Source organism: Rossellomorea sp. ABR4_004 (genome assembly GCF_056159585.1).
Genome location: NZ_JBSWVM010000002.1, coordinates 762,232 through 788,839, shown reverse-complemented (window position 1 = coordinate 788,839; position 26,608 = coordinate 762,232). Strand labels below are relative to the sequence as shown.

Below are 26,608 nucleotides of genomic sequence, written 5' to 3'. Positions count from 1 at the left end.
TTTCAGGGTTTTCCATCTGCCTTTCCCATGACATTGATAAAATCCTCGACAAACATTGGATAGTCCAATTCAAGGAAAATGTTGATGTTTTTTTCAGCCGGCTTGGAACTGGGCCTGAAATCTGCGATGGACGTTCCCATTCCTGTTCCTGTGGTCAAGATGTTGATCTCCCTTCTGATGGACTTCCCCATTTCCGGGTTCACCATCAGCGATAGGGTCACGACATCGTGCATGGGTGCCCCGTTTATTCCGGGAACGAGCTTTTTATAAGCAGCAATATAGTATTCCATGACTTCATCCATGATTTCAATCAATGGGTTATCTGACATCTGCTGGATGTAACGGATTTGATCCATGGTGATGATGGCTTTGTTCGAGACATTCAAGGGAACGACGTAAAGGTTGTTCAGATCCCTGACCACCACCTGTGACGCAATGGGATCTCCATAGAAGTTCGCTTCTGCAGAAGGGGTGACGTTTCCGGGAACCAAAAAGGCGCCTCCCATAATGTAAAATTCCTTGATGTCCTCGACGATGTTTTCACCTAATAAGTAAAGGGAGGCAAGGGATGTATTCCTCCCCACGTCAACGATGGTGATATCGTCCTGGTCCTTGATGATTTTGTAGAGTTCTGAGAAATTGGTCAGTTCACCAGATAAGCTCTCAGGGGGTCTGATTGGACCGAGCCCTTCCTGTCCGTGGATCTCAGGATAGTACGTTGGGATTTCCCCTGACGATGGACTATTGGTTCCACCGATGATCGGGACATCCTCTCGTCCGGCAAGCTTGAGTAAGTAGGCGATATTATCCGTTGCCTGCTCTTTTGAAGTGTTCCCATAACTTGATACGATGGCGAGTACTTTGATCTCGGGGTTCAGTAAGGCGTACATGATGGCAATGGAATCATCAATGCCGGGATCCGCAAACAAAATGATTTTCTTCATCGGACATTCTCCTAATCAATTATGATGTATTTATATAACGTATCGATGGGAAAAAGGGTTTATGCCTTTGAATGAAACTACTGCCCAAACAGAAGATTTGTCATCATTCACGAAACATGTGATGATTAATTCATATCAAATTTATCGGAATAAGGAGATGAGGTTATGAACGTAGCAGTAGTAGGGGCGAACGGACAAATCGGGAAGCAAGTGATCGGGCTCTTAAAAGAAAGCAGCGAGCATACGCCAAGGGCCATCGTGAGAAAGGAAGAGCAGGCCCGGGCCTTTGAACAGGATGGGGTCCAATCTTCACTGGTTGATTTGGAAGGGACGGTGGATGAGATTACACATGGTCTCAAGGGTGCGGATGCCGTTGTATTCACAGCCGGATCCGGTGGCAAAACGGGAGCGGATAAAACCTTGCTCATTGATTTAGACGGAGCGGTAAAAACGATGGAGGCGGCCAAACAGGCAGGAATCGACCGGTTCATCATGGTGAGTGCCCTGCAGGCTCACAATCGTGACAACTGGAACGAGTCTTTAAAGCCGTATTATGTGGCAAAGCATTTTGCCGACCGTGCATTGGAACAGAGCGGATTAACCTATACCATCATCCGTCCAGGCGGTTTGTTGAATGAAACGGGTACAGGAAAGGTGACCGCAGGAGAGAATCTATCAAGAGAATCGATTCCACGTGAAGATGTAGCGTCCACGATCGTAACGAGCCTGGACGAAGAACGAACATTTAATAAGGGCTTCGATTTGATTTCAGGTGATGAGGAAATTGAAGAGGCGGTTCGAAACGTATAAATAGAGAAGAAGGAATGATCATCCTCAGGGTGGTCATTCTTTTTTTTTTAAATGATTGGGTGTAGAAGACTCCTTTTTTGAACCATTCAGGCTTAGAGATGCAAATATCTCCAAGCTTTTTTGAATTTTCTTTTTTCACTAAATATCCGTAAGTTGTACAAGTTCATGAGACGCTAAAGCGGGGCGAGTCTGATAAATAAGCGGAGAATTTACTCTTAATTAGGAAATAACACTGAAAATAGCTTAAATAGGCGGAAAGATTTCCCCTATTGAGTCAAAAACGTGAGAATCGTAAATTTTGCTTTGCATAAAGGAAAAAACTCCGCTTATTTACCCGAATAGAGCTCTATTATACAGAATAGCGGGAAATTCTCCGCTTGTTTTACATATCACTGGTTGCTCAATTAACGATAAGATTTCTTACTAAATCACACCTAATACACATATCCTCCAATAATTATTTCACCCCTGTGATTTAGTATGTGAATCAGGAAACCATAAGCAATTAACATTCGTCAAAATGCTGCTGAATCAAAAAAAACGCACTGTGAATTATAGTGTGAATTCAAGTGCGTTTTCCTATGTGTTTTACAGTGTTTGCACCTCTAAAGTAAACCCGTTTTCCTGAAGAGGGATCATTCCTTTTTTGTGAAAATTAATGATTGTGATCAGCAGCCTATTTTGAAATAATTGGTAGTGAGCTAGGGGGAGTCAAATGGAATGTACTCATTGTAAAAGTGAAATTGATGATTATAAACAATTCAGAGAGTAGACTAGACAATGGCTGGAGAGTCGTTGCCATGCATACTATTATAAAACTACTGCAATTCCGGGGTTTCTTAAAAAGAGGGAAGCTTTCATGGAATAATATATTGAGTTCACTAACTAGTCAAACGAGGGTGAGATATAAATGGAATTCAAGATTAATAAAAGGAGAGGTTTCACTCCACAGATAGGGCATCTTGTCTCTCAAATGGATTATGCCAGGCACACAACATTGGAAGCTGTAAAGGGTCTGACGACGTCTGAATTGGATTTCTTGCCGAGTGAGGACGGGAATAGCATCGGAGCCCTTTTATTACATATGGCCGCAATTGAAAAAGGGTTTCAAATCGAAATATTCGATGGGAGACGTCCGAATGAACAAGAGATGGAGGAGTGGGGAGCCCCGTACAGCCTCGGGGATAAAGGTCGAAAGAATATCAAGGGTAACCCGCTGGAGTTCTATATCGAAAAGCTTGATGAAGTAAGGCGCAGAACGCTGGAGGAATTCGCCAAACTGCATGATGCTTGGTTGTATGAGGATAGACAATGGGATGGTCGTCCTTCTAATCACTATTTTATATGGTTTCACGTCTACGAGGATGAGATATATCATAGAGGACAGATAGGATGATACGAAAGATGTTGCCAGCGGGTTGAGTCTCCATAGAGGGTTGAACAGAATGTCATTAAATGATCTGAAGGCTGCATCGAAGTGCTACTAATAAAAACATAAGGGAGGGAATCATGGGCTTTGTTATTACTTTTATGAGCATATGGTTATGTAGTTTTTTGATAGCCAGATTACTTAGTCCGTTTGGGAAGACACATTGGAAAAATGATATAACGATTACTTGTGCACAAGCATTTCTGATTACCATCCTCTTGTTCTTATTTTCAAGATGATTCACGGACGTTAATGGAATTAAAATGGTAGCCACTTAAAAAGAATACCGGATTGACGTTCTGTTCTATGAAGAGGTTATAACGAGTTTCGAAGGGAAGCTCATGGATGGAAATAGATTGGTAGAGGAGTATTTTCAAATGCTGAAAAATAAAGAAGATGTCATCAAATTGATTGAGAACGACCCTGGAATGATGGAGATTATTAAGACTGCAAGCTCATTGGTTCTTCCCGATTGGTGGGTATGTGCTGGATTTGTACGTTCAAAAATATGGGATACTCTCCATGGATATATAGAAAGAACCAATCTTCAAGATGTGGATGTCATCTATTTTGATAAAGAACATTGTGATGAAGAGATCGAAAAAAGGTTAGAAGCAGAATTACGATTTATCATGCCTCACATTCCCTGGTCTGTTAAAAATGAGGCAAGGATGCATGTTGTAAACGACCTTCCCCCTTATACGTCTTCTGAGGATGCGATTTCAAAGTTTCCTGAGACAGCCACTGCTCTTGGAGTAAAGATGGACAAGGAAGGTCAATTGGTACTTACGGCTCCTTGTGGATTGGATGATGTAATCAATTTGGAAGTGAAGCCGACTCCCTTTTTTAGAGAGACGGAAGAGCGGGTGTCCATTTATGAAGAACGGATTAGGAAGAAGGATTGGAAGGGGACTTGGCCTGGGATTAGGGTTCATCATGTATAAAAGGGGAGAAGACACTCTTTTTGAATAATGAGGGAGTTGAACTGTCAACTGGGAAAACATAGAAACGATTAATTTGAAATTCTAGCAAGTTTACATAAAATATGAGAAACAAAGGGAAAGGCCATGAGAAAAGGAGAGGTGACTCCCATGTACAACGTCATTTATTTATATCCTGTTCCAGAACACAATATGGATAAATTCATTCAGATTAACAAAAAAGCATCTTTTATTTATAAACAGCATGGAGCGATTGAGGATGATACGTTTCAAAGTGCTTTTGTTGATCCTGTATATGGTTGTGATGGAATGAAATCATCAGTGACTTTAGATGAAAATGAAATGTTGATGGTGTCGATTTCTACATTCTATGATCAAGATCATCATAATCGTGTAATGGAAAAGGTAGATAACGATAAGGAGATCATAGATTTATATCATGAGATGTTGACCTTGATCGATATGAGTCGTGTGGTTCGAGGAGAGTTTGAAAAAGTGTGAGCAGAGGCTATAAAATCTATTCAAGGGAGAACAATGTATGGAAGATAAGAAGGTACTAACACTAGAATCATTTTGTCATGCTGACATCCCGGGCCTCATTGACCTCTCTGCCTCGGTGGGATGGGATTATCATCAAGACGAGATTGATACAGTTCTAACATCGGGGAGAATATTCGGGCACCGAAATGCTGAAGGAGTCATTGTGTCAAGCGCAGCCATCATACTATATGAGAAGGTGGCATCACTTGGAATGGTCATTGTCAACGAACACTATAGAGGCTGGGGTTAGGAAAATCAGCTACCCAGAAATGCATAGATAGTGTTTCGAAAGACACAACCATCCTGTTAATCGCCACGGAAGATGGTGTTCCATTGTATGAAAAAATGGGCTTTATCATGGTGGATCATGTTCATAAGTATGTAAGTGATGGTATGAAGGGGCTGAATCCATCCAAACTATATCTTGACGAATATAAGGAAAGTGATTTAGTGGGTGTAATCAAGGTTGATGAAAGAGCATTTGGTGACAACAGGAGGCCATTTTTGATCAATAGGATCAAACAATCGAAAACCTGTGTAGTGGTAAAAGATGAGGATTCCCATATTGTTGGCTACGGGATGTCTATTTTGGGACCCATCAATCTGATTGCAGGTCCGATCGTTGCACCTGATCACGAAACGGCGGCACACATCATCCAAAGATTAGCTTCCACCCATCAAGGGAAGCTAAGGATTGATGTACCGGCTGGTCAGGATATGTTTAGACGTTTCTTAGAGGAACATGGATTTACTCAAGTTAATGAACCTCCCGTTATGGCTTTGAATGCAGTCTCTATGCCAAATCGAAACCGTCAGTTATATGGTATTGCTGCTCAGATTTTCGGGTGATCCTTCCTGATACATAGAAAGGAGAAAAGGTGAAAAACGCTACAATTCTAAAATATGTATTTTTATTTATAGTGGTTATAGCCCTAACTGCTTCTTGGGCTTATGCAGAAAGCCAGGACTCGTATTCGGAACCGCACAAAGCCATTCAAGCGGTGGATAAGGATCTTCGGTTGATTCCTGTCTATAAGATAGGGGATGAATTCCTGTACTTTTTCATTAAAGATAAGACCAATCTTGGGGCTGCGAGGGTTCGAAAGGGCATATTCGGCTGGAGAAGCGGGATGTTTACCTGGGGGCCGTTAGATCCTGACCGAGATTTTGAAAAGCTGCAAGGAATCCAAGGACATGGAGAGGGCTTGGTTTATGGCTTAATCAGAAATGGTGATGAGAGAGTCGTGACCGTTGATGGACAAGAAGCTTCGATGGTAAATTTGTCCTTGTTATCTCCCTCTGTAGTAAAGGAATATCAATTGGAGGGATTGTACGTTTGGTATTTTGAGAGTGATGCCCATGCACAGGTTAAGTTGCTGCGTAAGGATACACGGGAAATCATCGATTCGGTAGATTTATAGAATCTAATACATACAGGGAGGGGAGGACGTAAAATGGATTCAGTATGGTTGAAATTCATTCTGTTTATCACGAGTTATGCTTTATTGATCTTTTTGTTTAATAAAGGAATGAGAAAATTGTTTAAAGTAGAAAAGAAGAAGCTCTTCTCCTATCATCATTTGAATGGGAAGCACAAGAAGATAGATTGGACGATCAGAATTACTTTCGTTATCTTGATTTTTGTTGGCGGTTTTTACAATGCTACCCTGCCTCCACTAGATAGAATGTGGTTCTTGGAATCTCATATCCTGCTTATTGTCTTCGTCCTTTTGTCTGAAACGGTTAGAGCGGTTATGGAGAAGCAATACGCAGGAAATAGGGATGATTATAAATTCACTATTTCGCAGTTAGCCTTTCTTTCATTGTCGTTGATCCTGTTTTTTAGCACTGATTTTTTTGGTTTGTTTGATTAAATCGTTGTTTTTATATCCGGAAAATTCGCGTTAAAGGGAGAGAATCTGGTGAAGGAAATGAATATTTTCTTTTCTTTATTTATGTTGTCATTGCTTTTCTTGAGTGGATGCCATTCAAGTCCTGTTCAAGAGGAGGAGGATCTATTTCAATTTAAAGATTCGTATGTAGGGGATAACGGTGCTGTTGGCCAAATTACCAGGAGACTTCCGCACCCGGATCGTGAACATGTCAGTGGATTGGAGCTAAAAACGACTGAAGAGCCATACGGCATTGTATTAAATTATACCAGTGTAGAGAAAAGTGAAGGGGTCGAAACAAACTATAAAGAGCTTGCTCTCCATAATGCCACTTATATTCTTGCGTTAGTTCAGAATGCAGAATGGGTGGAATTTCATTTTGTTGAACAGGAATTCAACGTAACCAGAGAGGAACTTCAACACTTGTATGGTAAAGACATAAGACAATTTTCTAGCGAAGAAGAACTGAGCAAGTTTACCCAAGGATATTTGGAGGATTCGGATAGAGTGAACGAGTTTTTTGAGTGAAGAGATATTTATATGGAGAAAGGGTTATGAGAAATGAAACAACTACTGGAAAAAATTATTTACTTTGCCTTCACTCTATTTATTTTTATCGTGCTATGGAAATTGATGGCTCTATTTTGGGACACTTTTGTGCCATGGAATTATAAGACGGACTTAATAGGAATATTTTTTGTAATACCAATACTTATAGCAACGGCATTTATTTTATCGAGCTTGTCTTTAAAGGTGATCATGGAAAATGAAAAGGATTGAATGAAGGCACATTTAAATAAGGACAAATAAACGGTTACAGCTTTAGTTAAATAAGTCATTTGATCTTCAGCTTTCTTTGCTTTTTTCCTATAAATGAAACCTTCACCGGTTTCAAACGTATGTAAGAAAAAGTAAAATGCGCAACAGGATAAAAGGTGCAATTGTCCATTTTAAGGAAAGAAAAGAGGCTGGAGAGCGTGGTTGAAAAGGAAAATGTGGTATTAGAATGGGTTAAAGCTTTGGTGATAGCGTTAGTCGTTGTATTTATTGTCCGTACTTTTCTGGTCACACCAATCATGGTGAAGGGATCTTCGATGAATACGACTCTGCAAGACCGGGAACGGATGATTGTGTCCAAATTAGGGGATACAGAGCGATTTGATATCGTCGTGTTTCACGCAAATGAGGAACAGGATTATATTAAGCGTGTGATTGGTCTGCCTGGGGATAAAATCGAGTATAAAAATGATACGTTGTATGTGAATGGAAAAGCGCTTGATGAGCCGTACCTTAATGAGCAAAAAGAGAATGTACAGGGTGATCTGACCAGACCCTTTACCTTGCGGGATACGGCTGTTGGACAATCGACCGTTCCTGAAGGCCATCTGTTCGTAATGGGGGATAACAGAAGGGATAGTAAGGACAGCAGACATATTGGGGCGATTCCAATGGAGGAGATAGTTGGGACTACGAATGTTGTGTTTTATCCGCTTAAGGATATGAGGATTGTTGGGGAGTAGTTTATGGGAGGAGAGGTTACTGTGAAGGGGACTTTGTTGTTTTTCATGATTGCCATGCTGGTGTGTGTGGGGTGTTCTGATAAGCGCGACCCCGATCAACCTACCATTTCCATGAACACAAATTCAAAATACGAAGATACGTTTAAAGATTTAAACTTAGGGATTTTATTCGATTTTGATTTTACTTTGCCTCATGCAGATAAAAGGTGGGTAAATCTGTGGGTGGAACGTTACAGTAATGGAAAAAAAGATTCTGAGCCATTAACGGAATTATCATATGGAAATAACCCGGAAGAAGTGGAAAAAGGGCAGATAGGGTTTGGAATAATCAATCCGAGAACAGAAGACACGTCAGTTTTTCTTTACGGACCTGGTGTAATCATACACCCCTTAAGGTTTGAACAAGATCTTAGGACGAATGTTCAGTCCTCTTGGGATTATGGCATAGGAAAAGAAAAAGTGGAGTTGAAATTAGGAGAAACGAAAATACTGGCAGCTTATAAAGAGACGGGGAGTAACTCAATGCGTTCATTTGATCTTCAAGATGAGGAATCGGTCAATAATATGATCAAGGAAAATGATACGGTACTGGTACTGAAGATAAAAGTAGAAGAGAAAAAGGAGGATTCTTAATAAAGATATTATTTAGAGAGTTGTCCGAAAGTTCGTGGCCATCTGATGAGGGAACCCCATGAAACATAAGGATACTATCTTGAAGAAAATGGATTGAAGGAAATTTAGGTTGTAAAATACACCTTGGTTAAAAGGAGCATTAAACCAATGCCCCTTTAACCAACTAAACCATCTTTACCTAATCCTTAAAGATAACTTGTTACAATGAATTTGCTCATGTCAGTTAGTCGCTCGTTTCGCATAAGGATAAATGGGATCTACCAAACTGAACTCATATGTTTCACCGTTAACAATTCCAACGACTTTTTCACTATCATATAGATCCAGCATGAACTGAGCCATTTCCTTTGCAGTGTGGAATTGAGGGACGGTGCCTTTATATTCGAACATATGGAATTAAAAGTATCAAAAAAAGACGAAAACTTAAATATCAAATGGCAATTAAGCAACATCACTATTCCATTACCTGATATTAAAGAAGTGCGAGATGATGATACATATAGCGGTAAAGAGAAAACAGCAATGAGAATAGGTTATCCATATGGACACACGGATAGAGTCGTGATCCAAACAAGTTCAGAAACGTATATTCTGTTCACAAGTAATGGTGGTTTGAAAGAGAAGATTTTGTCGTACATTGGGGCATAAAGAGCACAGTCCTGAACAATACGAGGACATCGAATTAAGGAAGCAATATAAACAGGGGGAACTACATATGAACAAAACCATCACCATTCTTCACACCAATGACCTTCACGGAAACTATGATCTGGTCATACGCCAAGCTGCGTACATAAAGAAACGTGTCAGGGAGCTTAAAGCGCAAGGGGAGAGTTACTTATTGCTGGATGGCGGGGATCACATGGATATGAGTATCAATGAGTGCCTGGCGACGAATGGCCATTTGCATTTAGAGATGCTTGCGGATGTCGGGTATCATGCGATGTCGGTGGGGAATAATGAGCTGCTGAGATCGACACCGGCGTTGGTTCGAAAGCATAGCCTGGAGTCCAGTGTTCCGTGGTTGTTATCGAATATTGTAGAGGGCGATGGGACTCACATCGGCGGGATGAAGGAAACGCTCCTCGTGACAGTGGATAACGGAGCGAAGGTTGGGCTATTTGGAGCGACCGATCAATTCGGGGATCTTTATGAGAACAAGCATGGATTCAGGAATCGGGAAACCCTTAAGGCCATCAAAAAAGCGGTGGCGGACTTGAAAGCGCAGGGTGCGGATGTCATCGTCTTTCTATCCCATCTGGGGTATGGTGCCGATGTGGAGATCGCGAAAGAAGTCAGTGGCCTGGTCGATGTAATCGTAGGGGCTCATTCTCATACGGTGCTTCAAAGTCCCGTTGTGGAATCAGGCGTCGTGATTGTTCAAGCGGGGTCTCACGGGCAATTTGTCGGGGAGTTGCAATTGGATGTACATATAGAGAACGGTCTTCATACGATTGAATCATTCGAAGGGAAATTAGTGGAAATCACACTCGAATCCGAAATCGATGCCAGCATGGGAGCCATTTTAGAAAAGGGTCGCGAGGAAACGAATGAATTTCTGTCTGAAGTTTTGTTTACGACGAGGGAAGATCTAACTCATGTTGATATCATTCAATTAATGGCAGATTCTGTTCGGGACTACTGGAAGTCTGAGGTTGGCATTATGTATGGTGGAGCCGCAGTGGACCAAGGCTTGGAATCCGGCGATGTGACGAAGGGGGATGTGTACAACAGATGCAAAAGCATGCATTCTCCTGTGTTGATGGAGCTTAAAGGTGAACAAATTGTGAGATTGATAGAAGATAGTTTTAATGGGGAGGTTATCTCCAAACAGGTATACGGAAATGGATTCAGGCCACACGGGATCCCGATTGGGGCTTTAGCGTTCTCTGGAGTCACGTGGTGTCACCATGACGGGATAATTTCAGATGTTAAAGTGAATGGGGAAAGCCTGGTGGAAGAGAAGGTCTACAGGGTAGGGACAGGGTCTCCGTTATTGTACGAAGAAGTATGTGGATATTCTTCGGTGAAGGGGAATCAGTTGATCGAGGTTGGAAAGACAGTGATGGTGAAGGATGTGTTTATGAATTATTTAAGAGCCAACAAGGAAGGTTCAGTCATGTTCAATTAGGTGGTGTGTAATCTGGAAATATGGAGCTTATGGCCCCTTTATTGAAAAAAGAAGAAAAGATCAGCAGTTCAGGTGCTGCCGATCGTTCTTCTATACCTAACCATGGGCTGCTTTTTCTTTTCTCGACTTCCAGAATACCATTACGCCCAGTATCAGCGGGATAACGAATTGTACTGGAATATGGAGGTAGTAGGGGACGAGTTTCAACCCCACATATAAGTGCTCGGCGATATTGTCACTTCGGTGGAGGGAAAGCAGGTAGATGGCCACCATGAAAAGGAGGACATGCCAGCTCTTTTGTTTCAACTTGAACAATTGTGTCAGTACGACCTGTGCTGCGTAAAGGAATATAGATACTTTCATAAAGCCTCCGCCGATTAATAGCAGGTAGGTGAAAATTTCCAAGTGTTCGACGATGCCTAGATAGGTAACCAGTTCCATCGCTTTGACAAATGGAAAGTAATACGTGTTGGCGAAGGGGGCATGGAGGATACCGATGATCATCTCCATGGTGATCATGACGACCAGACCGGCGATGACGATGGGAATCCATACAATTTTTTGAAGCTTTTCTTTTCCTGCAATGGACGGTAGTAAGACGAGAAACACGACCAATTCACCGTAGGGAAAGGTGAGACCGGTCGGGAAGATCATTTTCTTCAGAGGCTCCCATCCTTGTGAGAAAAATGGAAACAGATATTGGATGTGAAATTCTTCCGACAAGAAACCGAGTAGCCATAAGAACACCAGGATGATGAAGGAAAAAAAGGACAGGATGACGGCACTCCTCCCAATCGCTTCTATCCCAAGCATCGTACAGTAGCCAACGACAAGCAGGAATGGGATGGAAGCGATCCAATTGGGGGCATCGGGATAAAGGATCTGGGTAGTAAAGAAGGCGAAATCATTCATCACCCGTCCCGCTATGTAGAGAAAATAAAAGCTGAATACCACGGCGAGAATCTTGGATAGGAAGGATCCGAACCCCATTTCCAGAAGAGGGACGAATTCCAGCCATAAACTCCTTTTTACTATGAGAAAGTAGAAGTAGAAAAGGATGACTCCAAACGTTATTTCCATTGCTGTTGCCAGCATGCTGTCTTCCATGGCCGTGAAGTTCAAGCCGATCACGATGGTACTCCCGGTTAAGAAGAGAAGCATCATCGAGCATAATTCAAGCCTGGATATGGATACTTTGTTCATCACTTTCATCCCCCTTCATTGATTATTGCTTAGTATGCCCGAATCGGATGAATCGGATATCGACGCTAGTGTCCGCATTAATCGTTGAGAAAAAATCCTTGTCTTTCCGTTTCTTTTTCCATATATCCGGGTGCTGCCGGTAAAGGGCATCACTCAGTCCAAGAATATCGGTTCCATCCTCCTGTGACTTTTTGATAAGCGCCTGTATATCGGATTTGATCTTTGTCTTCAATTGGTTTTCAAGCTTTTTTTGTATTCCCAGCTTTGTGAGATCCTTTTTGCACGACTTTTCCTCCAAATTTCCGTCAATGGCTATCTTCAGATTGAAAGAGACCGGGTCCGTTTCCGCCTTAAGTGTTGAAGATGTCTTGAACGTGTTGATGGTGAAATCTTCTTCTGCGTCCGGACATGGAGCGGATAGGGATACGACTTGGTTGATTCCTCTTATTAAAGCTAATGTATTGCTTTCCTCTAGTGTTAAATAGGAAACAAGATTTTCCCCTTTGAAAGTGGCAAACCCCTCAAGTGACACATGGGCTGCTGGTGAGAAATCTTCGATATTGCTTTTAGCTGTCCCTTCTTCAATATCGCCATGGACCTCTATATATGGGATGACCATGTCTGACGTATTGTCTTCTAAATAGCTTTTGATCCGTTCTGAAGAAGAGTTCACTAAATGCCCCCAGGCTTCTTTGGAATTCTTCAGCATGATATTCGTGTATAGAGCGGATAGTTTCTGCTGAGGGGTGAACAACTGTAAAAATAATTCCGGACTTTGATTCTTAATAACGATGGTGCTGATATTTGCTGGAACCTTTGGGTCACGTACAAGAAAATCCAATGTTTCTTTCAAGCCTTCTTTTTTTGCAAGCCTTTCACTCAATGCCACCACCTGCAATGTGTCGAGGATCGGATCTTTGAGGGTTTCTTTCTTGATTTTCTCGATGGCCTCAGGAATGGTTTTCCCCGTCTGGTTATAAGTGAAGCCGCCAGTCGGATCAACGGCATTCTTTTGATTGGCGGAAGGATTGAAGACCTGCAGGGTAATGGAATAATGATCGTCCACCTTGTCAATGCCGAGACCTGATACCAGCTCGACTTCATTTAAACGGCTTGTCTTCATATATCCAACGATTACGCTTGCCATCAGAATAAAAAGGATGATGAGGTGACGGAAATTGGAAAGGTTCACGAGTCATTTCCTTCTTTCTCAGGGTTTTCCATTGGTTCCTCCTTATGAAACGCTGGAATGTTCTTATTAGTGTCCGGGATGGAATTCCGGAAAAATACATCCTTTGACATGTCCTTCCAATTGAAAGGGGACACGGGTGCCAGATAAGGGACCGTGAATGACCTTAAATAACAGAGATGCACTAATAGCATTAAGGTAAACAAGGCGATCCCATACAAACCGAGCAGGGCCGCAATTAAGATCAAACTGAGCTTAATGATCCTTGTGGCATAGCTCATGATGGCAATCGGGATGATACTGGATAAGATGAACGATGTACTGATTATCACCAGGGTGATGGGCTGTACAAGCTGAGCTTCCACAGAGGCCTGGCCGAACACGATCGCTCCAAACAGGGAGATGGTGATGACAACGCTCTGGGGAAGGCGGCTTGAACCCTCATAAATGGCCTCTGTCAAGACGAATACGAGTAGGATTTCAAAGACCGTCGGAAAAGGGACCGATTCTCTCTGGGCCAAGAACCCCACCAGTAAATTGACTGGCAATAGCCCCTTGTGGAACGTCGTAAACGCCACATAGAATGCCGGGATGTATAGGGAGAGCCAGAATAGGATGAAGCGCATGGGCCGGATGAATTTTGTTGCTTCACTGTTAATATAATAGTCATCCGATGATTGAAAGAATTGCATGAAAACGGCAGGGGCTATCAGGGCGAAGGGAGTCCCGTCAACCATGATGCAAACCCTTCCCTCCAATACTTCCGCCGCCGCCACATCCGGCCTGTCCGAGTTCATGACTAAGGGAAAAATGGTTTTTGACTCTTTCGTCAAATATTCCGAAATATAGTTAGACCCGATGACAGAATCAAGGGAGATTTGTTTAAGCTTGTTCCTTATTTCATTCAGGATGTCCCCGTCGACCATGTTTTCCAAATAAATAAGGGATACGGACGTACTGGTGAATTCACCATAAACTTGAGTCTCGACATGCAGGGAGGGGTTTTTGATGTATTTCCGAAGCAAGGCGACGTTTCCACTGCGGCTCTCCGTAAATCCTACGTCAGGCCCCTCTATTGTCCGCTGCCCCTTCGGATTGGTAAGGGAGCGTTCCTCCCACTTCGAAGTATCAGCGGCAAGGATGTCCGCCCGTCCTTCAAACAGAATCACGGTGGACCCATCCACCAGTTTGCCGATGGCATCATCCATATCCTTTACCACTTCTATATCAGAAACCTGAATGACGGACTGAATCAAGAAAGGGATGAAGAGTTCTACTTCCTCAGGTGTTGGGTCGTTCAATAAAGGTTCGATGATATGTTCCTGGATGGACGCAGTATCAACGATGCCATCTATATAGAGGAGGCATGCCGAAAGACGTCCCCCGGGCAACTTCAGGTATCGTGATTTCACATCCGAGCTATCGCTCAAGCTAGTGAGAAGCCGTGAAACACGTTCTTCCAACGGTGCAACTTGGTTTATGTTCATTACTCTCACCCTTTAGATTATGTCAATATGGTAGTATGCTCTAAGATTGCTTGATTATTCCATGGGAGGAATCGTTTATAGAAAAGAGGGAGAAAATGTTTCGACAAGCTATTTCCTGGATTACACACCTAAGATGACAGGGGAATGGATTTTATTAAACATTACATTGGAGAATTGAATTGGTCTTCACGTAGGTTATAGTGGCTAGTGGTCAATGGGGTATCCTTTTTTCTTAATATTGTAAATTCAGATAAGTAGAAGTTGGAAGAAAGTTCAAAATAAAGTAAAATAAGAACGTATGTTTTGATTGGTACCAAAATAGGGGGAGCGTATGATGACTCAAACAAAGTATCAACAAGTGTGGAATCTCAACAGCATTTTCGAAGGTGGAAGTGAATCGCCTGAATTACATGAGCATATGAAACAGACTGAAGGCAAGATTTTGAAGTTGGATGACAAGCTGAAAAAGTGGACGGCACCATTAAGCGATTCATATCCATTAGCACGTTTTCTTGATTATCTTAGAGAAATAAAGATGTCCATATCACAAGCAAGATCCTACGCCATATGTCTTCTTTCAGAAAATCCGAAAGACCAGAGTGCACAATTCTATAGAGGGGAAACCACGGTGCTTCAATCAAAATATGATTCTATGATCAGTGACCTGAAAAGGAAATTAGCCCATACGGAGGAACCGGTATGGAAGAGTTTGCTTGATTCAGAGGACTTGAAGGAGTATCGATTCATCCTCGGTGAATGGCGTGAAGAAGCGGACCGGGAGCCTTCTCAGGAAGTGACGGACCTCATGCCAGACGGGTACCACGCCTGGGGGCAGTTCTATCAATCGTTCATGAGCAGTATAAAGGTCCGGGTGGATGGTCAGGAATTCTCGGTTGGACAAGCCATCAATCTACGTTCGCACCACGATGCTTCGGTTCGAAAAGAATCTCATGAGGCACTGGTTGAAAAGTGGACGGAACATGAGGGACAGTTCGCGCAAATCCTGAATCATCTTGCAGGCTTCAGATTGAACATGTATAAGAGCGTAGGGATTGAAGACGTCCTCCAAGTCCCTCTCGCCCAAAACCGGATGAAGGAAGAAACGCTGAATAGCATGTTTTCAGTCATGGAGAGATATAAAGAATCGTTTGCCGATTATCTGAACGTAAAAGCCCGGATGAATGGTGATGCCAAAATGAAATCCTATCACTTTTGGTCCCCAATGAATCACCATCATCAAGGAATTGAATACGGGGAAGCCGCAGCGTTGATCGAGGAACAATTTCGTACGTTCGGGCCGGAAATGGGTCGGTTCGCGGAACAGGCTTTCCGTGAAGGCTGGGTCGAAGCGGAAAATCGTCCCGGAAAGTCTGCGGTTCCCATTTGTGCGGGGTTTCCGTTAACAGGGGAGTCCAGGGTGTTCCTCACGTTTCCCGGCACCTTCAAAGGGGTGTTGACCCTTGTGCATGAAATGGGTCATGCCTTTCATAACCATGCGATGAAATCGGTGAACGGGATGAACAAAGGCTATCCCATGAGCTTGGCCGAAACGGCGTCGACCTTCGCAGAGATGATCATCTTGGAGGCGGCCATGGAAAAAGCGGAGACTGCCGAAGAGAAGCTGTTTATCCTTGATGAAAAATTGAAAAGAAGCGTCATGAACTTTATGAATCTACACGCACGGTTCATCTTTGAAAAGGACTTTCACGAAGAACGGAAAAAGGGGTTCGTCCCGGCAGCACGCTTGAACGAACTGATGAAGTCTGCCATGGAGAAGGGGTATGCCGGCTCCCTTGATGAGGTCCCGGTGCACTCCTGGATATGGACGCCCCACTTCTATAAAACAGAATCTCCTTTCTACAACTTTCCTTACACCTTTGGATATTTACTTGCACTCAACTTCTTCGCAAGGGCGAAGGAAACGGGGAAAGGATTCGAGGAGCAGTATATGGACCTCTTGCGGGATTCAGGAAGCATGTCGGCAGAAGACCTCGTCATGAAGCATTTGGGGGAAGACATTACTAAAGAAACCTTTTGGGAAAAAGGGATGAAGTTATGTGTAGGGGATAGCGAGGAATTTGTGAGGTTGTCTGCTTCTTTAATAGATTGATATGAGTATGAGTAACAGCTGATACCTTTAAATAATAGAAGTGATAAGGAGAATATCATGGACAAGATCTTATACACTATAGCCAATTTACTAAACAATCAGGATGGAAAAATGGTCATCGGCATTTCAGGACACGGTGCTTCCGGTAAAACTACGTTTGCCAAAAAGCTTTTGACGCTTCTGGAAGGGAAAGGGGTCAATTATATCAACACTGATCCCTATATCGTCAATTCAGACGTCAGAAAACACACCTCCATCCAATATGAATACAACAATGAAATCCATCAATCCAAAATGACCGCCTGCCATCCTGCGGCCCACCATCTACTCGCCCTCGACCGGGATGTCAAGATGGTAAGGGAAGAGATGGACTTCTACACCCTGGACGTCCCCTATGAACGAAGTCGGTTCATCTCGTCCCTAAATAACCTGACGATTGTAGAAGGGATGTCTGTTGCATTCAGCAATGCCGATCTATACGACCTAAAGATTTACTTTTATACGGATGGTGAGACCGAGCTCATGAGAAGGGGAATCCGCGATGTTTCCGAAAGAGGGATGGATGTGGAGTATTTACGTAAAACCCATCAGGAACGCAGAATTCAATATGAAGTCTTTATGCACCCGAAGCATGAGAAGTTTGATGTGGTGGTGAGGAATTCGGATGAGGGGTATTGGGTGGAGAAGGACATAGAGTAGGGGCATTTCTAATTATAATTATGATTTTTTAACATGACATATAAACCGCTGGAGGTAAAATATGAAAAGACCTTTTGGTGTATCAATCATTGGCTATTTTTATATTTTCGGAAGCATCGTATTATTGTTTACGGCTATTTTTTATCAGGCTGATGTTGACACCATTGGCATATCAGAACGGTTTGGAGTATCGGTTGTGCCTGAACGAATCATGAGAGTAGTAGTGGCATTCTTTTCTCTGTTGATGGCTTATGGGTACATGAGGTTGAAAAAATGGGGTTTTTGGTTATTGATCTCATACTCGGTACTATTTGGATTCATCAGTTTCATATTATTAACGAATGAACCTCAACAGCCCTTTATAGGGAATGTTGTTTTTTCAATCATCGTCTTGATTTATACGATTTATGTGAAAGAGGCATTTTTCAAGACTGCTCCGAGAAATCAGTCTATTTAAGACAGGAGAGATACGATGAAGGATAAGAAAGGTACTAACATACTGATCTTCGTCGGTTGGTTGTCAATCATTTTGGCGTTCTTCACCCCCTCAGTCCTTCACGGTTTCATCGCTTTTTGCGTGGGCCTGGTCCTGAAAAAGGACTACGAGAAAAAACGGTATGGAATGTTTTTCATGGTTTTAGGGATTATGAGCGAGATATTACCTCATGTGATAGGATTTCTATTGATTGGGTACATGGAAAAAGCGTTTTAAAGGAGTTTATCTACAGAAGATAAGCTGCAGTTGGAGTGAAAGTATTACAATTCAACGTTGACTGAAAATTGAAACTTTTCTACAACTCTTTTCGTAAGTATTAATAATACGAGGGGGAATGAATATGAAGAAATTCAAAACACGAACGTCAGTAGTAACGGCTGCGATACTTGCTGTTGGTATTTGGATCGGTAGCCTTCTATTCTCTTTTTCTTTCGGGGAATGGAGCTTTTTCATCGGTCTAGGAATAACGGTGGGGCTTTTCTTTTTCAATAGTAGCGGAGGTGCGTTATCTAAAGGGGCTACCCTTGAAGCGAGTGAGGCAGGGTGGAAGATTCAGAAGGACAATGAACTCAAAGCAAATGTAGGTTCAGTGTTTTATGGAGCGGTCTTATTTACGTTGATCAGTTTGATTTTCATGATCGTTACGTATATTTAACGATAGATTAAAAGGTTTCGAGACTATAGCTAATCTGCTATTCATAACTAGCGTTGATTGTGTATGGAAAGCGAAGGAACCAGCTGAAAAAAACGGTAGGAACTGCCTCGAAGCAGTCTAAATAGAAGGACAAAGGTGCTTACAACCACCTTTGTCCTTTTCTTATTTCAAAAAAATAAAACTTTATTTTAAAAAAAGTGATCCATATCAATATACGCTGCGTTATCTTACCAGAACACAAAAAACAAAACGAAAAAGGAGAGTTCAAAAAATGAAAAAAGCAAAGATACTTAAGAAAATCGCAGCACCGATGTTAGGATTATCTCTATTAGCTCCAACGGTAAGTTTTGCGGCAGAAACGCCGACAGCGGTGACGCCGGCTTCCGATCTTCGTTCCACACTGGATCAATTACTATCTGAACACTATGTTCTAGCGGTCAATGCCATGGTGAAGGATTATAATGATGCACCCGATGAGAAACAGGCATATGAAGCACTCAATCAAAATGCACTGGATATGACACCTGCAATCGAATCGATTTACGGTAAAGAAGGAGCTCAAAAATTCGAAGAAATCTTTGCCGGGCATAATGATTACTCTCCGGATTTCGTAGAAGCGGCACAATCCGATGATGCGGAAATGAGAAAAGCTGCGGAAGCCGAAGTGAAAGAATTCGTCAATGAATTCTCGGCATTCCTTTCAACAGCAACAGAAGGAAATCTTCCAGAAGCGGCAGCGAAAGAAGTATTAGCAGCACATGAGCAGGATGTCATTGAAACATTTGACAGCTATGTAGAAGAAGATTATAAAGCGTATCAAACGAACTTCAAAGAAGGGTACGACAGAATGTTTGATATCTCTAAAGCATTATCCGGAGCGATTGTAACGCAGATGCCGGATAAGTTCAATAACACAAAAGTGGACGCACCTGCAGCGGAATTACGCTCTACATTAAATAATCTGGCAGCAGAGCACTTCGCTTTAGCCGCAATGAGCATGCAAAAGGGTGTAAGTGAAGCACCTGATTATGATACGGCTACTTGGGCGGAAGATATGAATACCGAAGCCTGGACGAAGGCCATCGGCTCCATTTACGGTGAAGAAGGAGCGGCTCAATTTAAAAAGGTATGGACGAGTGAGCACATAAACGCCCAAGCAGAATTGGTAAGTGCAACAGTAGCTGGAGATGAGGAAGCAGCGAAAATGGCAAGAGAAAGTCTGGGAATGTTCACGGAGGAGTTTGGTACTTTCTTGGCAACGGCGACCGATGAAAACCTGCCTAAAGATGCAGCAATCTCTTCCCTTAAAACACATGAAGATCAAGTACTAAGTACCTTTGATAAATATGTAGCAGAAGACTACAAAGGAAGCATGGATAGCTTCCGTGAAGGATATGCGTTCATGTTCGGTGTAGGGAAAGCCCTTGGTGATGCGATTGTGAAGCAAAATCCTGAGAAGTTCGCATCGAGTGACATGCCGGAACAAATGCCAAACACAGGTATGGGTGGTGCAGCTGATCAACAAATGCCAATGGCTGCATGGATCACATTTGTCGCGGTAGCATTAATGGCTGGTGGAATCATCATCAAGAAAAAATTTGCTGACCAACAATAATTCATAGAAGAGCCATGGGAAGAGCGGGAATCTGCTCTTCTCTCTTCTCTTAAGTGGAGGGAATAGGATGAAGAAACGGATACTTATCATACTGATCGCGGTCCTTATGATTGGTGTTGTCAGCTTTCAGGCGATTGCAAAGGACGGACCTAAGAAAGAAAGTCAGGCAACTCAATCTGAAAAAAAACAAAAAGTAGAAAAAGTCAAATCCGGGGCTGGTACCGCTCATAAGGAAGAAGAGTTTGTTCTTCTTGACTCTTTAATGAAGAAGAAAACAGAGCTTGAAGAGCAGGTAAAGGTTCAAGAAGAAGGAATTACGCCTTCCCGTGTCCAAATCCCGAGCATGGACATCGATACCAACATCATTCCCGTCGGCTTACTTGAAAACGGGGAAATGGAAGTTCCTGAAGAAACCGATGTGGTCGGCTGGTACGATCGCGGTGTGAAGGTCGGTGCAAAGGGAAATGCCGTCCTTGCTGGACATGTCGACAGTAAGAAAGGCCCGGCGATCTTCTTCTATCTAAAGAACATCAAGGAAGGGGAGAAGATCATCGTCACGGATGAAAAGGGAATGGAACGAACCTTCGAGGTGAAATCGAAGGAAAGCTATCCGAGTGACGAAGCACCAATCGAGAAAATCTTCGGACCCTCTGACAAACGGAACCTGAATGTCATTACGTGCACAGGTACGTTCAATCATGACGAACACCTTTATCCGGACCGGCTAGTCGTGTATACAGAGCTCATCTCTGAAACCCAAGTCAATGAGCTCGAAGCTCCTGAACCACCGACCGCAGTCGAATACGATACCGGATCCCTTTCTTGGCACTCGGTCAATGATGATACAGTATTGGGTTACAGAGTGTATAAAAAGTCCTCAGGCACGGAAGAGTTCGAACATATCGAGAGCATTTCAGCACATGAACGGAAGAACTTTTTTGATGGAGAGGCTGAAAAGGGAGATTCATATTATATTACAACGGTGAATATTGAGGATAAGGAATCTGATCCTTCTGAAAACGTAAAAGTAAAATAAGATCTTGTACGGGACCCTTCTGCATACGGAGGGTCTCTTTCTTTCGAATGATTGAGAAAACATAGAATTACTTCCTGTAAGGAGGTTTTTTTGTTTGAGAACATTCCATGCTCACTTATGCCAGAAATTGTTCAAAAAGATGGAAAAAACAGGATTATTCCCGCGATCTGGCGAATATTTTAGAGTGTGAAGGAGGGGGCGTATGTCTGAAATCAGAGTCTTGCCCGAACCGCATCGTTATTCAGTGTGTTCAGATGCGGACTTGCCGATAAAAGAGTTCTATAAAAATGTATTTGAAGACATATTCATTTTCTTCCATCCATTTATTAAGCCACTGACTATCGACTTTGCGTTGTTTAATCCGGATACGTATCCCGGTAAACGGGAGATCGTGGATCATTGTGAGAAAATCAGCTGGCAGGAGTTCATGGGGACATCCAGATTATCGAACTTGGCAGAAGTGGATATCGGCCTCAGAAGTATCATCTTTGGACTGAATAAAAAATATGAAAATCGAACCTTGGCAAAACGTATCATGGAAGTGTGTGAAGTGAGAAAGATTGTGTTTCCTTCCGAGGGACTCTTCCCAGACCTCGTCATGGATAATCTGCTTCGTGCCATAAAAAAAGAGGGGTATGACTGGATATGGTGCGGAGATGAATTTTGCACAGAAAGAAAGCTTGAGCATATGGACGATGTTATAAAAGATGATGGCACCATTCTTCATCGGGAACGTCGAAACCTCTTCACCCACGATCAAAAAATCCTTGTGACCACCCATTGGGACAGTCATTTTTCTATGATATGCGGCGATAGTCAGACCTTGAATCGAATCGTGGAGTCGGCTGATCTGGAGGGATTCTTCTGTGATGAGGAGACGGAGATCTATTGGAGTATCAAGAATGGTGCTCCATAAAGGAGGAACACATGACCCAACATACAAAAGAAAAACAAAATCGGGTTCAAGAACTCTACAGGAAGAAAAAGAGTGAGGGTCCTTCAAATAATAGTTGGACGGTGATCCTGATTCTCTGTGTAGTCCCTGTGCTGATCTTTATTATGACGAGCGCATTATTCGATCTTGGTGTACCTTTGCCGGATTTTTTCGGAAGATGAAAGATAGGACGTGGAGAAATGAAACAATTACTGATTGGATTGATTTGCTTATTGGTAAGTGCCATTCTATATGGTTCAGCGCTTATAACGGCAGCCATCTATTCCCGCCTGTTGGGTGAAACGGATGGCCTCGGGTGGGACAGTAGATACGGAATATATGGGACGGCCATACGGGACGTGGGGACATTTCCACTTGTATTGGCGGCTTTAACGGCGATCACTGGCATTTCTTTGATCGTAGTTTCCCTCAGGAAAAATATCCAAGGAGGAAACAATGGAAAAACCATGGTATGAGGCGGTATTATCACAATCTGTGAAATGGGGATAGACGGATGAAAAAACGCTGGATCACAGCTGTACTGCTCTTGGTTGCCGTCGTAGTGGGAGGGACTTATTTCTGGGTAAGTGAGAATCCCCCAATGGAGATTGGCATGATTAGTCAAAATGAGGATGGGAAATCTGTCTTGGTTGAAGTAACCAATCATGGTTTCCGTGAAGCGAAAGTGGTGAGGGTCACAGTCAATCATGATGATGCTCCTGAAAAAGTGAAGATGCAGGTGAGTAATCTTCTGAAAGGATACGTCCTTGGTGATGATGACCGAGATGAAAAAGTAGAATATAAGAACCTAAAGGATGTAGTCATCGAAAGGGGATCTTCTCAATCAAAACAAATGGAGAAATTAAATAATGGAACTGCGACGAAAGACGATCCCCTTTATGCCGTGCATGTATTTCATGACGAAAAAGTCCGTCAGGTGAAGATCGAGTATGAGTACTTTGGAATGACGTATATTGAAACTGTGGAGATCCCTTTTTAATAAAAAGAGGATCTTTTTGAATAGATAATCACATGTAAAGAGGAAACGCCACTCTCTATCTTGAAAGTATTAGTGATATGAAAATACAGGAGGGGAAAAAATGAACGCCAAACAAGTCCTACTCATTCAACTGGATGCCTGCCACGCTCAAAATACCTGGTTTGTATCGTTGATCAATTCCATCAAGGATCTCACGGAGGAACAAGCAACGTGGAAGCCGAATGAAGCCACCAATTCCATTTCTGAAATCGTCCATCATCTCATCTACTATAATCAACGCCATTTAAATCGATTGAAAGGTATTGAGAATGAAGAGAGTACAGGTGAGAGTACGTTCAGGAATAGGGAAGGTCTCAGTTGGAGTGAAACGTCAGAGCGGATTGATCTGTTGATGGCTGACTGGAAGAAGGAGGTTGAAGCGGCGGATGAGGTGAATTTGACTAAGTGGACTGAAATCATTGCCCACCTTACCATCCATACGACTTACCATGCAGGTCAAATTCTTTATATCCGAAAATTACAGGGGTCTTGGGATCCGCAAGCGGGAGTGAAAGGGTAACGCCTAAGAAAGAGGACTTGGTGGCAAGTCCTCTTTTATATTGATCGTGCTAGGTCCCTTCTCCCCAACCAAAGTGAAATCCCAATGGAGATCACGGAAAGGGCAGCGATCATCCACACAACACCGGGCCAGTTCAATTGATGATAGAAGCTTCCACTGACGGTACCGCCTACACTTGATCCTGCGTAATAGGCGGATAAGTAGAGGGCCGAAGCCTGCGCTTTATCATGGACAGCCAATCGTCCGACCCAGCTGCTGGCGATGGAGTGGCCGGCGAAGAATCCGTAGGTGAAGACGGCGATCCCGATGATTTTCACCCACAGATTTGGATGAAGGGTGGCTGATACCCCGGATAACATGATGATTAACGATAGAGGCAGGATTCTTTTTTTTCCATACTGATCGGCGAGCATTCCCATCCACGTCGAGCTGAAGGTGCCGACGATATAGACGATGAAGATGAATCCGACAACGGTCTGGCTGAGTGAATAAGGTGGTGCGATCAGCTCGAATCCGATGTAATTGTAGAGGGATACGAATCCTCCCATCAATAGAAATCCGATGGTGAAGAGATGCGTGAGCCCAGGCACTTTGAATTGGCTGAACAAGGACCCGGCCAATGATTTCAGCTGGAATGTCTGCGGTTTGAAATGGGCAGACGGCGGGATAAGCACAAGGAAGATGACGGTTGAAAGCAAGCTGATGATCCCGACTCCCATCAATGCGACATGCCAGTTGAAATGGTCGGTAAGGACGCCGCTGATGATCCGCCCCGACATTCCCCCGATGGAATTTCCGCTAATGTATAACCCCATGGCCATCCCGAGACTCTTCGCTTCGATTTCCTCACCCAAATATGCCATGGCGACAGCAGGAAGCCCGGCGAGTGTTATCCCCAGAAGGATTCGGCCAATGATGAGCATATGGAAGCTTGATGCAAATCCTGTGCAAATGGCAAGAATGGAAGATGTCAGTAAAGAGAAGGTCATGACGGATTTTCTTCCATAGACGTCCGATAAGGAACCTGCAATTAATAGACTGATAGCGAGGGCAATCGTTGTGGAAGACTGGCTGAGACTTGAAGTGGCCGGTGAGATCTGGAACTCACTAGCAATATCCGGAAGCAGGGGCTGTGTTCCCCACAGTATGGCAAAGGTGCTGAAACCGCCTGCAAACAGGGCCAGGTTTGCATGTTTGAAGGCCGGTGTTCCCCGTTTGATGTAATCCATGTAGCAAGACTCCTTTTATACTAATCCTCTTTATCTTCATCATACACCTCTTGGGGAAGCACTTCTAATAGTATGGATTCAGGAATCCTTCTGAAGTGTAAATTAAATTACAAATATGTTAAAAACCCCCACTATCTGTTTAGCTCTCTTCTCACGAGGTATATATCCAATGTACAAACGTACAACACCCACTACACTTAAGGAGGATTTTATTTATGGCAAACAGTAACAACAATAACAACAGCAACAAAGGTAAAATGAGTTACGAAGAAGCTGGTCGTAAAGGCGGAGAACAAACAGCGAAGAACCATGACAAAGAATTCTACCAAGAGATCGGAGAAAAGGGTGGAGAAGCAACTTCTGAAAATCACAACAAGAAATTCTATCAGGAAATTGGCGCGAAAGGCGGAAGTCAGTCCGGTAATTCCAGTAATTCCAACAATAAAAATAACTAGCAGCTAGAGAGAATCCCCTATGCTTCTTTTCAATAGAAGAAAAGCATAGGGGATTCGTGTGTAAACTACTGTTTCTTTCTCGTTGTATAAACATCCCAAACAAAGATGATTTTATGATATACTTTTATTGTGAATATTTTCACAAGCTGTGTTTGGGGGGGACAGGATGAATAAATTTAAGCCTGCCATTTATACGAGTTTGATACTTTCTACTTTTTTGATGATCATAAGCATACTGGATGGGGGCATCTGGCTCTTTCCAATTGTCTTTACATATTCCTTAGCCGGTAACCTGGCGTATGGGGCTCCCGTTTCCTTGCTATCGGATTGGTTAACGAGAAAGCTCGGCAAGGGGCGGTTGTTTTTGGCGGGGTTCATCCATACGTTCTTTGGAGCTATTACGTATTTTGTGATAGACGGGTTTGCGTGGTTTGCGGTGATCTGCGCGGTAATCTTCTTCTGTGTAGATGAATGGTTGAAAAGGAAAAAGACACCGGGCCCTGACCGGGAGAACAAGAGATTTTATCTCACAATAGGTAGCGTTGTCTGCGTTGTGGCGATTGTGATGGTAGCTGTGAATTGGATAGACGGTAACGATCAAGGAGAAATAATAAAAAACCGCTACCTGATCCCTGAAGGCTACGAGGGTACCATTGTCATCTTCTATGGTATGAAGGATGAACCCTCCCTTGAAGAAGAAGGAGAGTTTTCCGTCATTCCCGTTGAGATCGAGAGCCTTCCCACGTTGATGAGGACGGATATTGAACGATATGGAATCTATCGGACGTCTATACAAGACAAGGGCTATAATCTGAGTCAGAGTCAGTATTTCTATGTGGATGAAGAAGGAAATCGGACCCTCCTTGAAGGTGAATGTATTCACCATAGCAGAGGCGGGGGTGTGACGTCATCCGATGGCAAAGAGATTGTATATGATAAATTCCAGGTCACGAATTCGGCCTGCGGGGAGGAATTTTCTTTAAACGGGAATGAACGATACTCTGCACAGGGGCGGGAGATCTGGAAGTATTATAGTGATCAGTAGGAGCTCGATGAATAGGTTGAGCTTCTTTTTTATATGGGATTGAGTTCACGGCTTAT

32 protein-coding genes and 1 pseudogene are annotated in these 26,608 nt (G+C 43.0%); 27 read left to right on the top strand and 6 right to left on the bottom strand.

Annotation, left to right across the window (positions count from 1 at the left end):
* Positions 1 to 2 precede the first annotated feature (2 nt).
* Complete coding sequence (locus tag ACXAF2_RS16940) at positions 3 to 944, bottom strand: nucleoside hydrolase (RefSeq protein WP_475140332.1); 942 nt, start codon at positions 942 to 944, stop codon at positions 3 to 5.
* Positions 945 to 1,109: 165 nt separating this feature from the next.
* Between ACXAF2_RS16940 and ACXAF2_RS16935 the strand changes: the two genes are divergently transcribed.
* From ACXAF2_RS16935 to ACXAF2_RS16885, 11 genes are all read left to right on the top strand, one after another.
* The gene (locus ACXAF2_RS16935; protein ID WP_475140331.1) at positions 1,110 to 1,754 is read left to right on the top strand and encodes an SDR family oxidoreductase; all 645 of its coding nucleotides are present in this window, start codon (positions 1,110 to 1,112) and stop codon (positions 1,752 to 1,754) included.
* Positions 1,755 to 2,664: 910 nt separating this feature from the next.
* The gene (locus ACXAF2_RS16930; protein WP_475140329.1) at positions 2,665 to 3,150 is read left to right on the top strand and encodes a DinB family protein; all 486 of its coding nucleotides are present in this window, start codon (positions 2,665 to 2,667) and stop codon (positions 3,148 to 3,150) included.
* A gap of 410 nt (positions 3,151 to 3,560) precedes the next feature.
* Complete coding sequence (locus tag ACXAF2_RS16925; RefSeq protein ID WP_475140328.1) at positions 3,561 to 4,127, top strand: nucleotidyltransferase family protein; 567 nt, start codon at positions 3,561 to 3,563, stop codon at positions 4,125 to 4,127.
* Positions 4,128 to 4,274: 147 nt separating this feature from the next.
* Complete coding sequence (locus ACXAF2_RS16920; protein WP_475140327.1) at positions 4,275 to 4,625, top strand: DUF1428 family protein; 351 nt, start codon at positions 4,275 to 4,277, stop codon at positions 4,623 to 4,625.
* A gap of 37 nt (positions 4,626 to 4,662) precedes the next feature.
* Positions 4,663 to 4,914, top strand: a complete 252-nt coding sequence (locus ACXAF2_RS16915; protein WP_475140326.1) for a GNAT family N-acetyltransferase — start codon at positions 4,663 to 4,665, stop codon at positions 4,912 to 4,914.
* An 83-nt stretch (positions 4,915 to 4,997) separates the two neighbouring features.
* Positions 4,998 to 5,513, top strand: coding sequence for a hypothetical protein (locus ACXAF2_RS16910; protein WP_475140324.1), 516 nt, complete (start codon positions 4,998 to 5,000; stop codon positions 5,511 to 5,513).
* A gap of 29 nt (positions 5,514 to 5,542) precedes the next feature.
* The gene (locus tag ACXAF2_RS16905) at positions 5,543 to 6,085 is read left to right on the top strand and encodes an aspartyl-tRNA synthetase (RefSeq protein ID WP_475140323.1); all 543 of its coding nucleotides are present in this window, start codon (positions 5,543 to 5,545) and stop codon (positions 6,083 to 6,085) included.
* A 33-nt stretch (positions 6,086 to 6,118) separates the two neighbouring features.
* A complete protein-coding gene (locus tag ACXAF2_RS16900) occupies positions 6,119 to 6,538 on the top strand; it encodes a DUF4181 domain-containing protein (protein ID WP_475140322.1) in 420 nt (139 codons plus the stop codon).
* Positions 6,539 to 6,595: 57 nt separating this feature from the next.
* Complete coding sequence (locus tag ACXAF2_RS16895; RefSeq protein ID WP_475140436.1) at positions 6,596 to 7,084, top strand: DUF4825 domain-containing protein; 489 nt, start codon at positions 6,596 to 6,598, stop codon at positions 7,082 to 7,084.
* 449 nt (positions 7,085 to 7,533) lie between these two features.
* Complete coding sequence (lepB, locus tag ACXAF2_RS16890) at positions 7,534 to 8,076, top strand: signal peptidase I (RefSeq protein WP_475140320.1); 543 nt, start codon at positions 7,534 to 7,536, stop codon at positions 8,074 to 8,076.
* A gap of 21 nt (positions 8,077 to 8,097) precedes the next feature.
* Positions 8,098 to 8,709 carry a hypothetical protein gene (locus tag ACXAF2_RS16885; protein WP_475140319.1) on the top strand — a complete coding sequence of 204 codons (612 nt, stop codon included), beginning with the start codon at positions 8,098 to 8,100 and terminating at the stop codon, positions 8,707 to 8,709.
* 219 nt (positions 8,710 to 8,928) lie between these two features.
* Here ACXAF2_RS16885 and ACXAF2_RS16880 read toward each other — a convergent pair.
* A pseudogene (locus ACXAF2_RS16880) lies at positions 8,929 to 9,096 on the bottom strand (SDR family NAD(P)-dependent oxidoreductase); the annotation flags it as partial.
* Between ACXAF2_RS16880 and ACXAF2_RS16875 the strand changes: the two are divergent.
* On the top strand, positions 9,070 to 9,357 hold the full coding sequence (locus tag ACXAF2_RS16875) for a SunI/YnzG family protein (protein ID WP_475140317.1): 288 nt from the start codon (positions 9,070 to 9,072) through the stop codon (positions 9,355 to 9,357). The pseudogene ACXAF2_RS16880 and the gene ACXAF2_RS16875 sit on opposite strands and share 27 nt — an antisense overlap.
* 67 nt (positions 9,358 to 9,424) lie before the next feature.
* Entirely contained in the window at positions 9,425 to 10,840 is a 1,416-nt protein-coding gene (locus ACXAF2_RS16870; RefSeq protein WP_475140316.1) for a bifunctional metallophosphatase/5'-nucleotidase, read from the top strand.
* Between the two features lie 96 nt (positions 10,841 to 10,936).
* Here the strand turns inward: ACXAF2_RS16870 and ACXAF2_RS16865 are convergent, their stop codons facing one another.
* The 3 genes from ACXAF2_RS16865 to ACXAF2_RS16855 are packed head-to-tail and all read right to left on the bottom strand — an operon-like array spanning position 10,937 to position 14,719.
* Positions 10,937 to 12,043 (bottom strand): GerAB/ArcD/ProY family transporter, encoded by a 1,107-nt coding sequence (locus tag ACXAF2_RS16865; RefSeq protein ID WP_475140315.1) that lies wholly within the window; start codon positions 12,041 to 12,043, stop codon positions 10,937 to 10,939.
* 22 nt (positions 12,044 to 12,065) lie between these two features.
* A complete protein-coding gene (locus ACXAF2_RS16860; RefSeq protein ID WP_475140313.1) occupies positions 12,066 to 13,235 on the bottom strand; it encodes a Ger(x)C family spore germination protein in 1,170 nt (389 codons plus the stop codon).
* Complete coding sequence (locus tag ACXAF2_RS16855) at positions 13,232 to 14,719, bottom strand: spore germination protein (protein ID WP_475140312.1); 1,488 nt, start codon at positions 14,717 to 14,719, stop codon at positions 13,232 to 13,234. The genes ACXAF2_RS16860 and ACXAF2_RS16855 overlap by 4 nt, the downstream gene beginning before the upstream one ends.
* Before the next feature lie 334 nt (positions 14,720 to 15,053).
* Here ACXAF2_RS16855 and ACXAF2_RS16850 point away from each other — a divergent pair, with 334 nt between their 5' ends.
* From ACXAF2_RS16850 to ACXAF2_RS16795, 12 genes are all read left to right on the top strand, one after another.
* Entirely contained in the window at positions 15,054 to 16,829 is a 1,776-nt protein-coding gene (locus ACXAF2_RS16850; RefSeq protein ID WP_475140310.1) for a M3 family oligoendopeptidase, read from the top strand.
* 57 nt (positions 16,830 to 16,886) lie between these two features.
* Positions 16,887 to 17,528, top strand: a complete 642-nt coding sequence (locus ACXAF2_RS16845; protein ID WP_475140309.1) for a uridine kinase family protein — start codon at positions 16,887 to 16,889, stop codon at positions 17,526 to 17,528.
* A gap of 61 nt (positions 17,529 to 17,589) precedes the next feature.
* The gene (locus ACXAF2_RS16840; RefSeq protein WP_475140308.1) at positions 17,590 to 17,985 is read left to right on the top strand and encodes a hypothetical protein; all 396 of its coding nucleotides are present in this window, start codon (positions 17,590 to 17,592) and stop codon (positions 17,983 to 17,985) included.
* A gap of 15 nt (positions 17,986 to 18,000) precedes the next feature.
* On the top strand, positions 18,001 to 18,240 hold the full coding sequence (locus ACXAF2_RS16835; protein ID WP_475140307.1) for a hypothetical protein: 240 nt from the start codon (positions 18,001 to 18,003) through the stop codon (positions 18,238 to 18,240).
* Positions 18,241 to 18,364: 124 nt separating this feature from the next.
* A complete protein-coding gene (locus tag ACXAF2_RS16830) occupies positions 18,365 to 18,679 on the top strand; it encodes a hypothetical protein (protein ID WP_475140305.1) in 315 nt (104 codons plus the stop codon).
* A gap of 271 nt (positions 18,680 to 18,950) precedes the next feature.
* A complete protein-coding gene (locus ACXAF2_RS16825; protein ID WP_475140304.1) occupies positions 18,951 to 20,294 on the top strand; it encodes a copper amine oxidase in 1,344 nt (447 codons plus the stop codon).
* Between the two features lie 67 nt (positions 20,295 to 20,361).
* Positions 20,362 to 21,330, top strand: a complete 969-nt coding sequence (locus ACXAF2_RS16820; RefSeq protein WP_475140302.1) for a class F sortase — start codon at positions 20,362 to 20,364, stop codon at positions 21,328 to 21,330.
* Between the two features lie 202 nt (positions 21,331 to 21,532).
* The gene (locus ACXAF2_RS16815; protein WP_475140301.1) at positions 21,533 to 22,246 is read left to right on the top strand and encodes a DUF2711 family protein; all 714 of its coding nucleotides are present in this window, start codon (positions 21,533 to 21,535) and stop codon (positions 22,244 to 22,246) included.
* An 11-nt stretch (positions 22,247 to 22,257) separates the two neighbouring features.
* Positions 22,258 to 22,446: a hypothetical protein gene (locus ACXAF2_RS16810; protein ID WP_475140299.1), complete on the top strand. Its 189-nt coding sequence runs from the start codon at positions 22,258 to 22,260 to the stop codon at positions 22,444 to 22,446.
* 18 nt (positions 22,447 to 22,464) lie between these two features.
* The gene (locus ACXAF2_RS16805) at positions 22,465 to 22,740 is read left to right on the top strand and encodes a phosphatase (protein ID WP_475140298.1); all 276 of its coding nucleotides are present in this window, start codon (positions 22,465 to 22,467) and stop codon (positions 22,738 to 22,740) included.
* A 38-nt stretch (positions 22,741 to 22,778) separates the two neighbouring features.
* The gene (locus tag ACXAF2_RS16800; RefSeq protein ID WP_475140296.1) at positions 22,779 to 23,264 is read left to right on the top strand and encodes a hypothetical protein; all 486 of its coding nucleotides are present in this window, start codon (positions 22,779 to 22,781) and stop codon (positions 23,262 to 23,264) included.
* A 100-nt stretch (positions 23,265 to 23,364) separates the two neighbouring features.
* Positions 23,365 to 23,823 carry a DinB family protein gene (locus tag ACXAF2_RS16795; protein ID WP_475140294.1) on the top strand — a complete coding sequence of 153 codons (459 nt, stop codon included), beginning with the start codon at positions 23,365 to 23,367 and terminating at the stop codon, positions 23,821 to 23,823.
* Positions 23,824 to 23,858: 35 nt separating this feature from the next.
* Here ACXAF2_RS16795 and ACXAF2_RS16790 read toward each other — a convergent pair whose 3' ends face one another.
* Positions 23,859 to 25,052, bottom strand: a complete 1,194-nt coding sequence (locus tag ACXAF2_RS16790) for an MFS transporter (protein WP_475140292.1) — start codon at positions 25,050 to 25,052, stop codon at positions 23,859 to 23,861.
* Positions 25,053 to 25,267: 215 nt separating this feature from the next.
* Here ACXAF2_RS16790 and ACXAF2_RS16785 point away from each other — a divergent pair, with 215 nt between their 5' ends.
* Together ACXAF2_RS16785 and ACXAF2_RS16780 are read left to right on the top strand one after the other, a co-directional pair.
* The gene (locus ACXAF2_RS16785; protein ID WP_475140291.1) at positions 25,268 to 25,507 is read left to right on the top strand and encodes a KGG domain-containing protein; all 240 of its coding nucleotides are present in this window, start codon (positions 25,268 to 25,270) and stop codon (positions 25,505 to 25,507) included.
* A 166-nt stretch (positions 25,508 to 25,673) separates the two neighbouring features.
* Entirely contained in the window at positions 25,674 to 26,552 is an 879-nt protein-coding gene (locus tag ACXAF2_RS16780; protein WP_475140290.1) for a DUF6843 domain-containing protein, read from the top strand.
* Positions 26,553 to 26,608: the final 56 nt, after the last annotated feature.

Excerpts from the sequence above, each read along its gene's own strand:
- ACXAF2_RS16940 (WP_475140332.1), bottom strand. The coding sequence starts at position 944 with ATGAAGAAAATCATTTTGTTTGCGGATCCCGGCATTGATGATTCCATT.
- ACXAF2_RS16935 (WP_475140331.1), top strand. The coding sequence starts at position 1,110 with ATGAACGTAGCAGTAGTAGGGGCGAACGGACAAATCGGGAAGCAAGTG.
- ACXAF2_RS16930 (WP_475140329.1), top strand. The coding sequence starts at position 2,665 with ATGGAATTCAAGATTAATAAAAGGAGAGGTTTCACTCCACAGATAGGG.
- ACXAF2_RS16925 (WP_475140328.1), top strand. The coding sequence starts at position 3,561 with ATGCTGAAAAATAAAGAAGATGTCATCAAATTGATTGAGAACGACCCT.
- ACXAF2_RS16920 (WP_475140327.1), top strand. The coding sequence starts at position 4,275 with ATGTACAACGTCATTTATTTATATCCTGTTCCAGAACACAATATGGAT.
- ACXAF2_RS16915 (WP_475140326.1), top strand. The coding sequence starts at position 4,663 with ATGGAAGATAAGAAGGTACTAACACTAGAATCATTTTGTCATGCTGAC.
- ACXAF2_RS16900 (WP_475140322.1), top strand. The coding sequence starts at position 6,119 with ATGGATTCAGTATGGTTGAAATTCATTCTGTTTATCACGAGTTATGCT.
- ACXAF2_RS16895 (WP_475140436.1), top strand. The coding sequence starts at position 6,596 with ATGAATATTTTCTTTTCTTTATTTATGTTGTCATTGCTTTTCTTGAGT.
- ACXAF2_RS16870 (WP_475140316.1), top strand. The coding sequence starts at position 9,425 with ATGAACAAAACCATCACCATTCTTCACACCAATGACCTTCACGGAAAC.
- ACXAF2_RS16865 (WP_475140315.1), bottom strand. The coding sequence starts at position 12,043 with ATGAACAAAGTATCCATATCCAGGCTTGAATTATGCTCGATGATGCTT.
- ACXAF2_RS16855 (WP_475140312.1), bottom strand. The coding sequence starts at position 14,719 with ATGAACATAAACCAAGTTGCACCGTTGGAAGAACGTGTTTCACGGCTT.
- ACXAF2_RS16850 (WP_475140310.1), top strand. The coding sequence starts at position 15,054 with ATGACTCAAACAAAGTATCAACAAGTGTGGAATCTCAACAGCATTTTC.
- ACXAF2_RS16845 (WP_475140309.1), top strand. The coding sequence starts at position 16,887 with ATGGACAAGATCTTATACACTATAGCCAATTTACTAAACAATCAGGAT.
- ACXAF2_RS16840 (WP_475140308.1), top strand. The coding sequence starts at position 17,590 with ATGAAAAGACCTTTTGGTGTATCAATCATTGGCTATTTTTATATTTTC.
- ACXAF2_RS16835 (WP_475140307.1), top strand. The coding sequence starts at position 18,001 with ATGAAGGATAAGAAAGGTACTAACATACTGATCTTCGTCGGTTGGTTG.
- ACXAF2_RS16830 (WP_475140305.1), top strand. The coding sequence starts at position 18,365 with ATGAAGAAATTCAAAACACGAACGTCAGTAGTAACGGCTGCGATACTT.
- ACXAF2_RS16825 (WP_475140304.1), top strand. The coding sequence starts at position 18,951 with ATGAAAAAAGCAAAGATACTTAAGAAAATCGCAGCACCGATGTTAGGA.
- ACXAF2_RS16820 (WP_475140302.1), top strand. The coding sequence starts at position 20,362 with ATGAAGAAACGGATACTTATCATACTGATCGCGGTCCTTATGATTGGT.
- ACXAF2_RS16815 (WP_475140301.1), top strand. The coding sequence starts at position 21,533 with ATGTCTGAAATCAGAGTCTTGCCCGAACCGCATCGTTATTCAGTGTGT.
- ACXAF2_RS16810 (WP_475140299.1), top strand. The coding sequence starts at position 22,258 with ATGACCCAACATACAAAAGAAAAACAAAATCGGGTTCAAGAACTCTAC.
- ACXAF2_RS16805 (WP_475140298.1), top strand. The coding sequence starts at position 22,465 with ATGAAACAATTACTGATTGGATTGATTTGCTTATTGGTAAGTGCCATT.
- ACXAF2_RS16800 (WP_475140296.1), top strand. The coding sequence starts at position 22,779 with ATGAAAAAACGCTGGATCACAGCTGTACTGCTCTTGGTTGCCGTCGTA.
- ACXAF2_RS16795 (WP_475140294.1), top strand. The coding sequence starts at position 23,365 with ATGAACGCCAAACAAGTCCTACTCATTCAACTGGATGCCTGCCACGCT.
- ACXAF2_RS16790 (WP_475140292.1), bottom strand. The coding sequence starts at position 25,052 with ATGGATTACATCAAACGGGGAACACCGGCCTTCAAACATGCAAACCTG.
- ACXAF2_RS16785 (WP_475140291.1), top strand. The coding sequence starts at position 25,268 with ATGGCAAACAGTAACAACAATAACAACAGCAACAAAGGTAAAATGAGT.
- ACXAF2_RS16780 (WP_475140290.1), top strand. The coding sequence starts at position 25,674 with ATGAATAAATTTAAGCCTGCCATTTATACGAGTTTGATACTTTCTACT.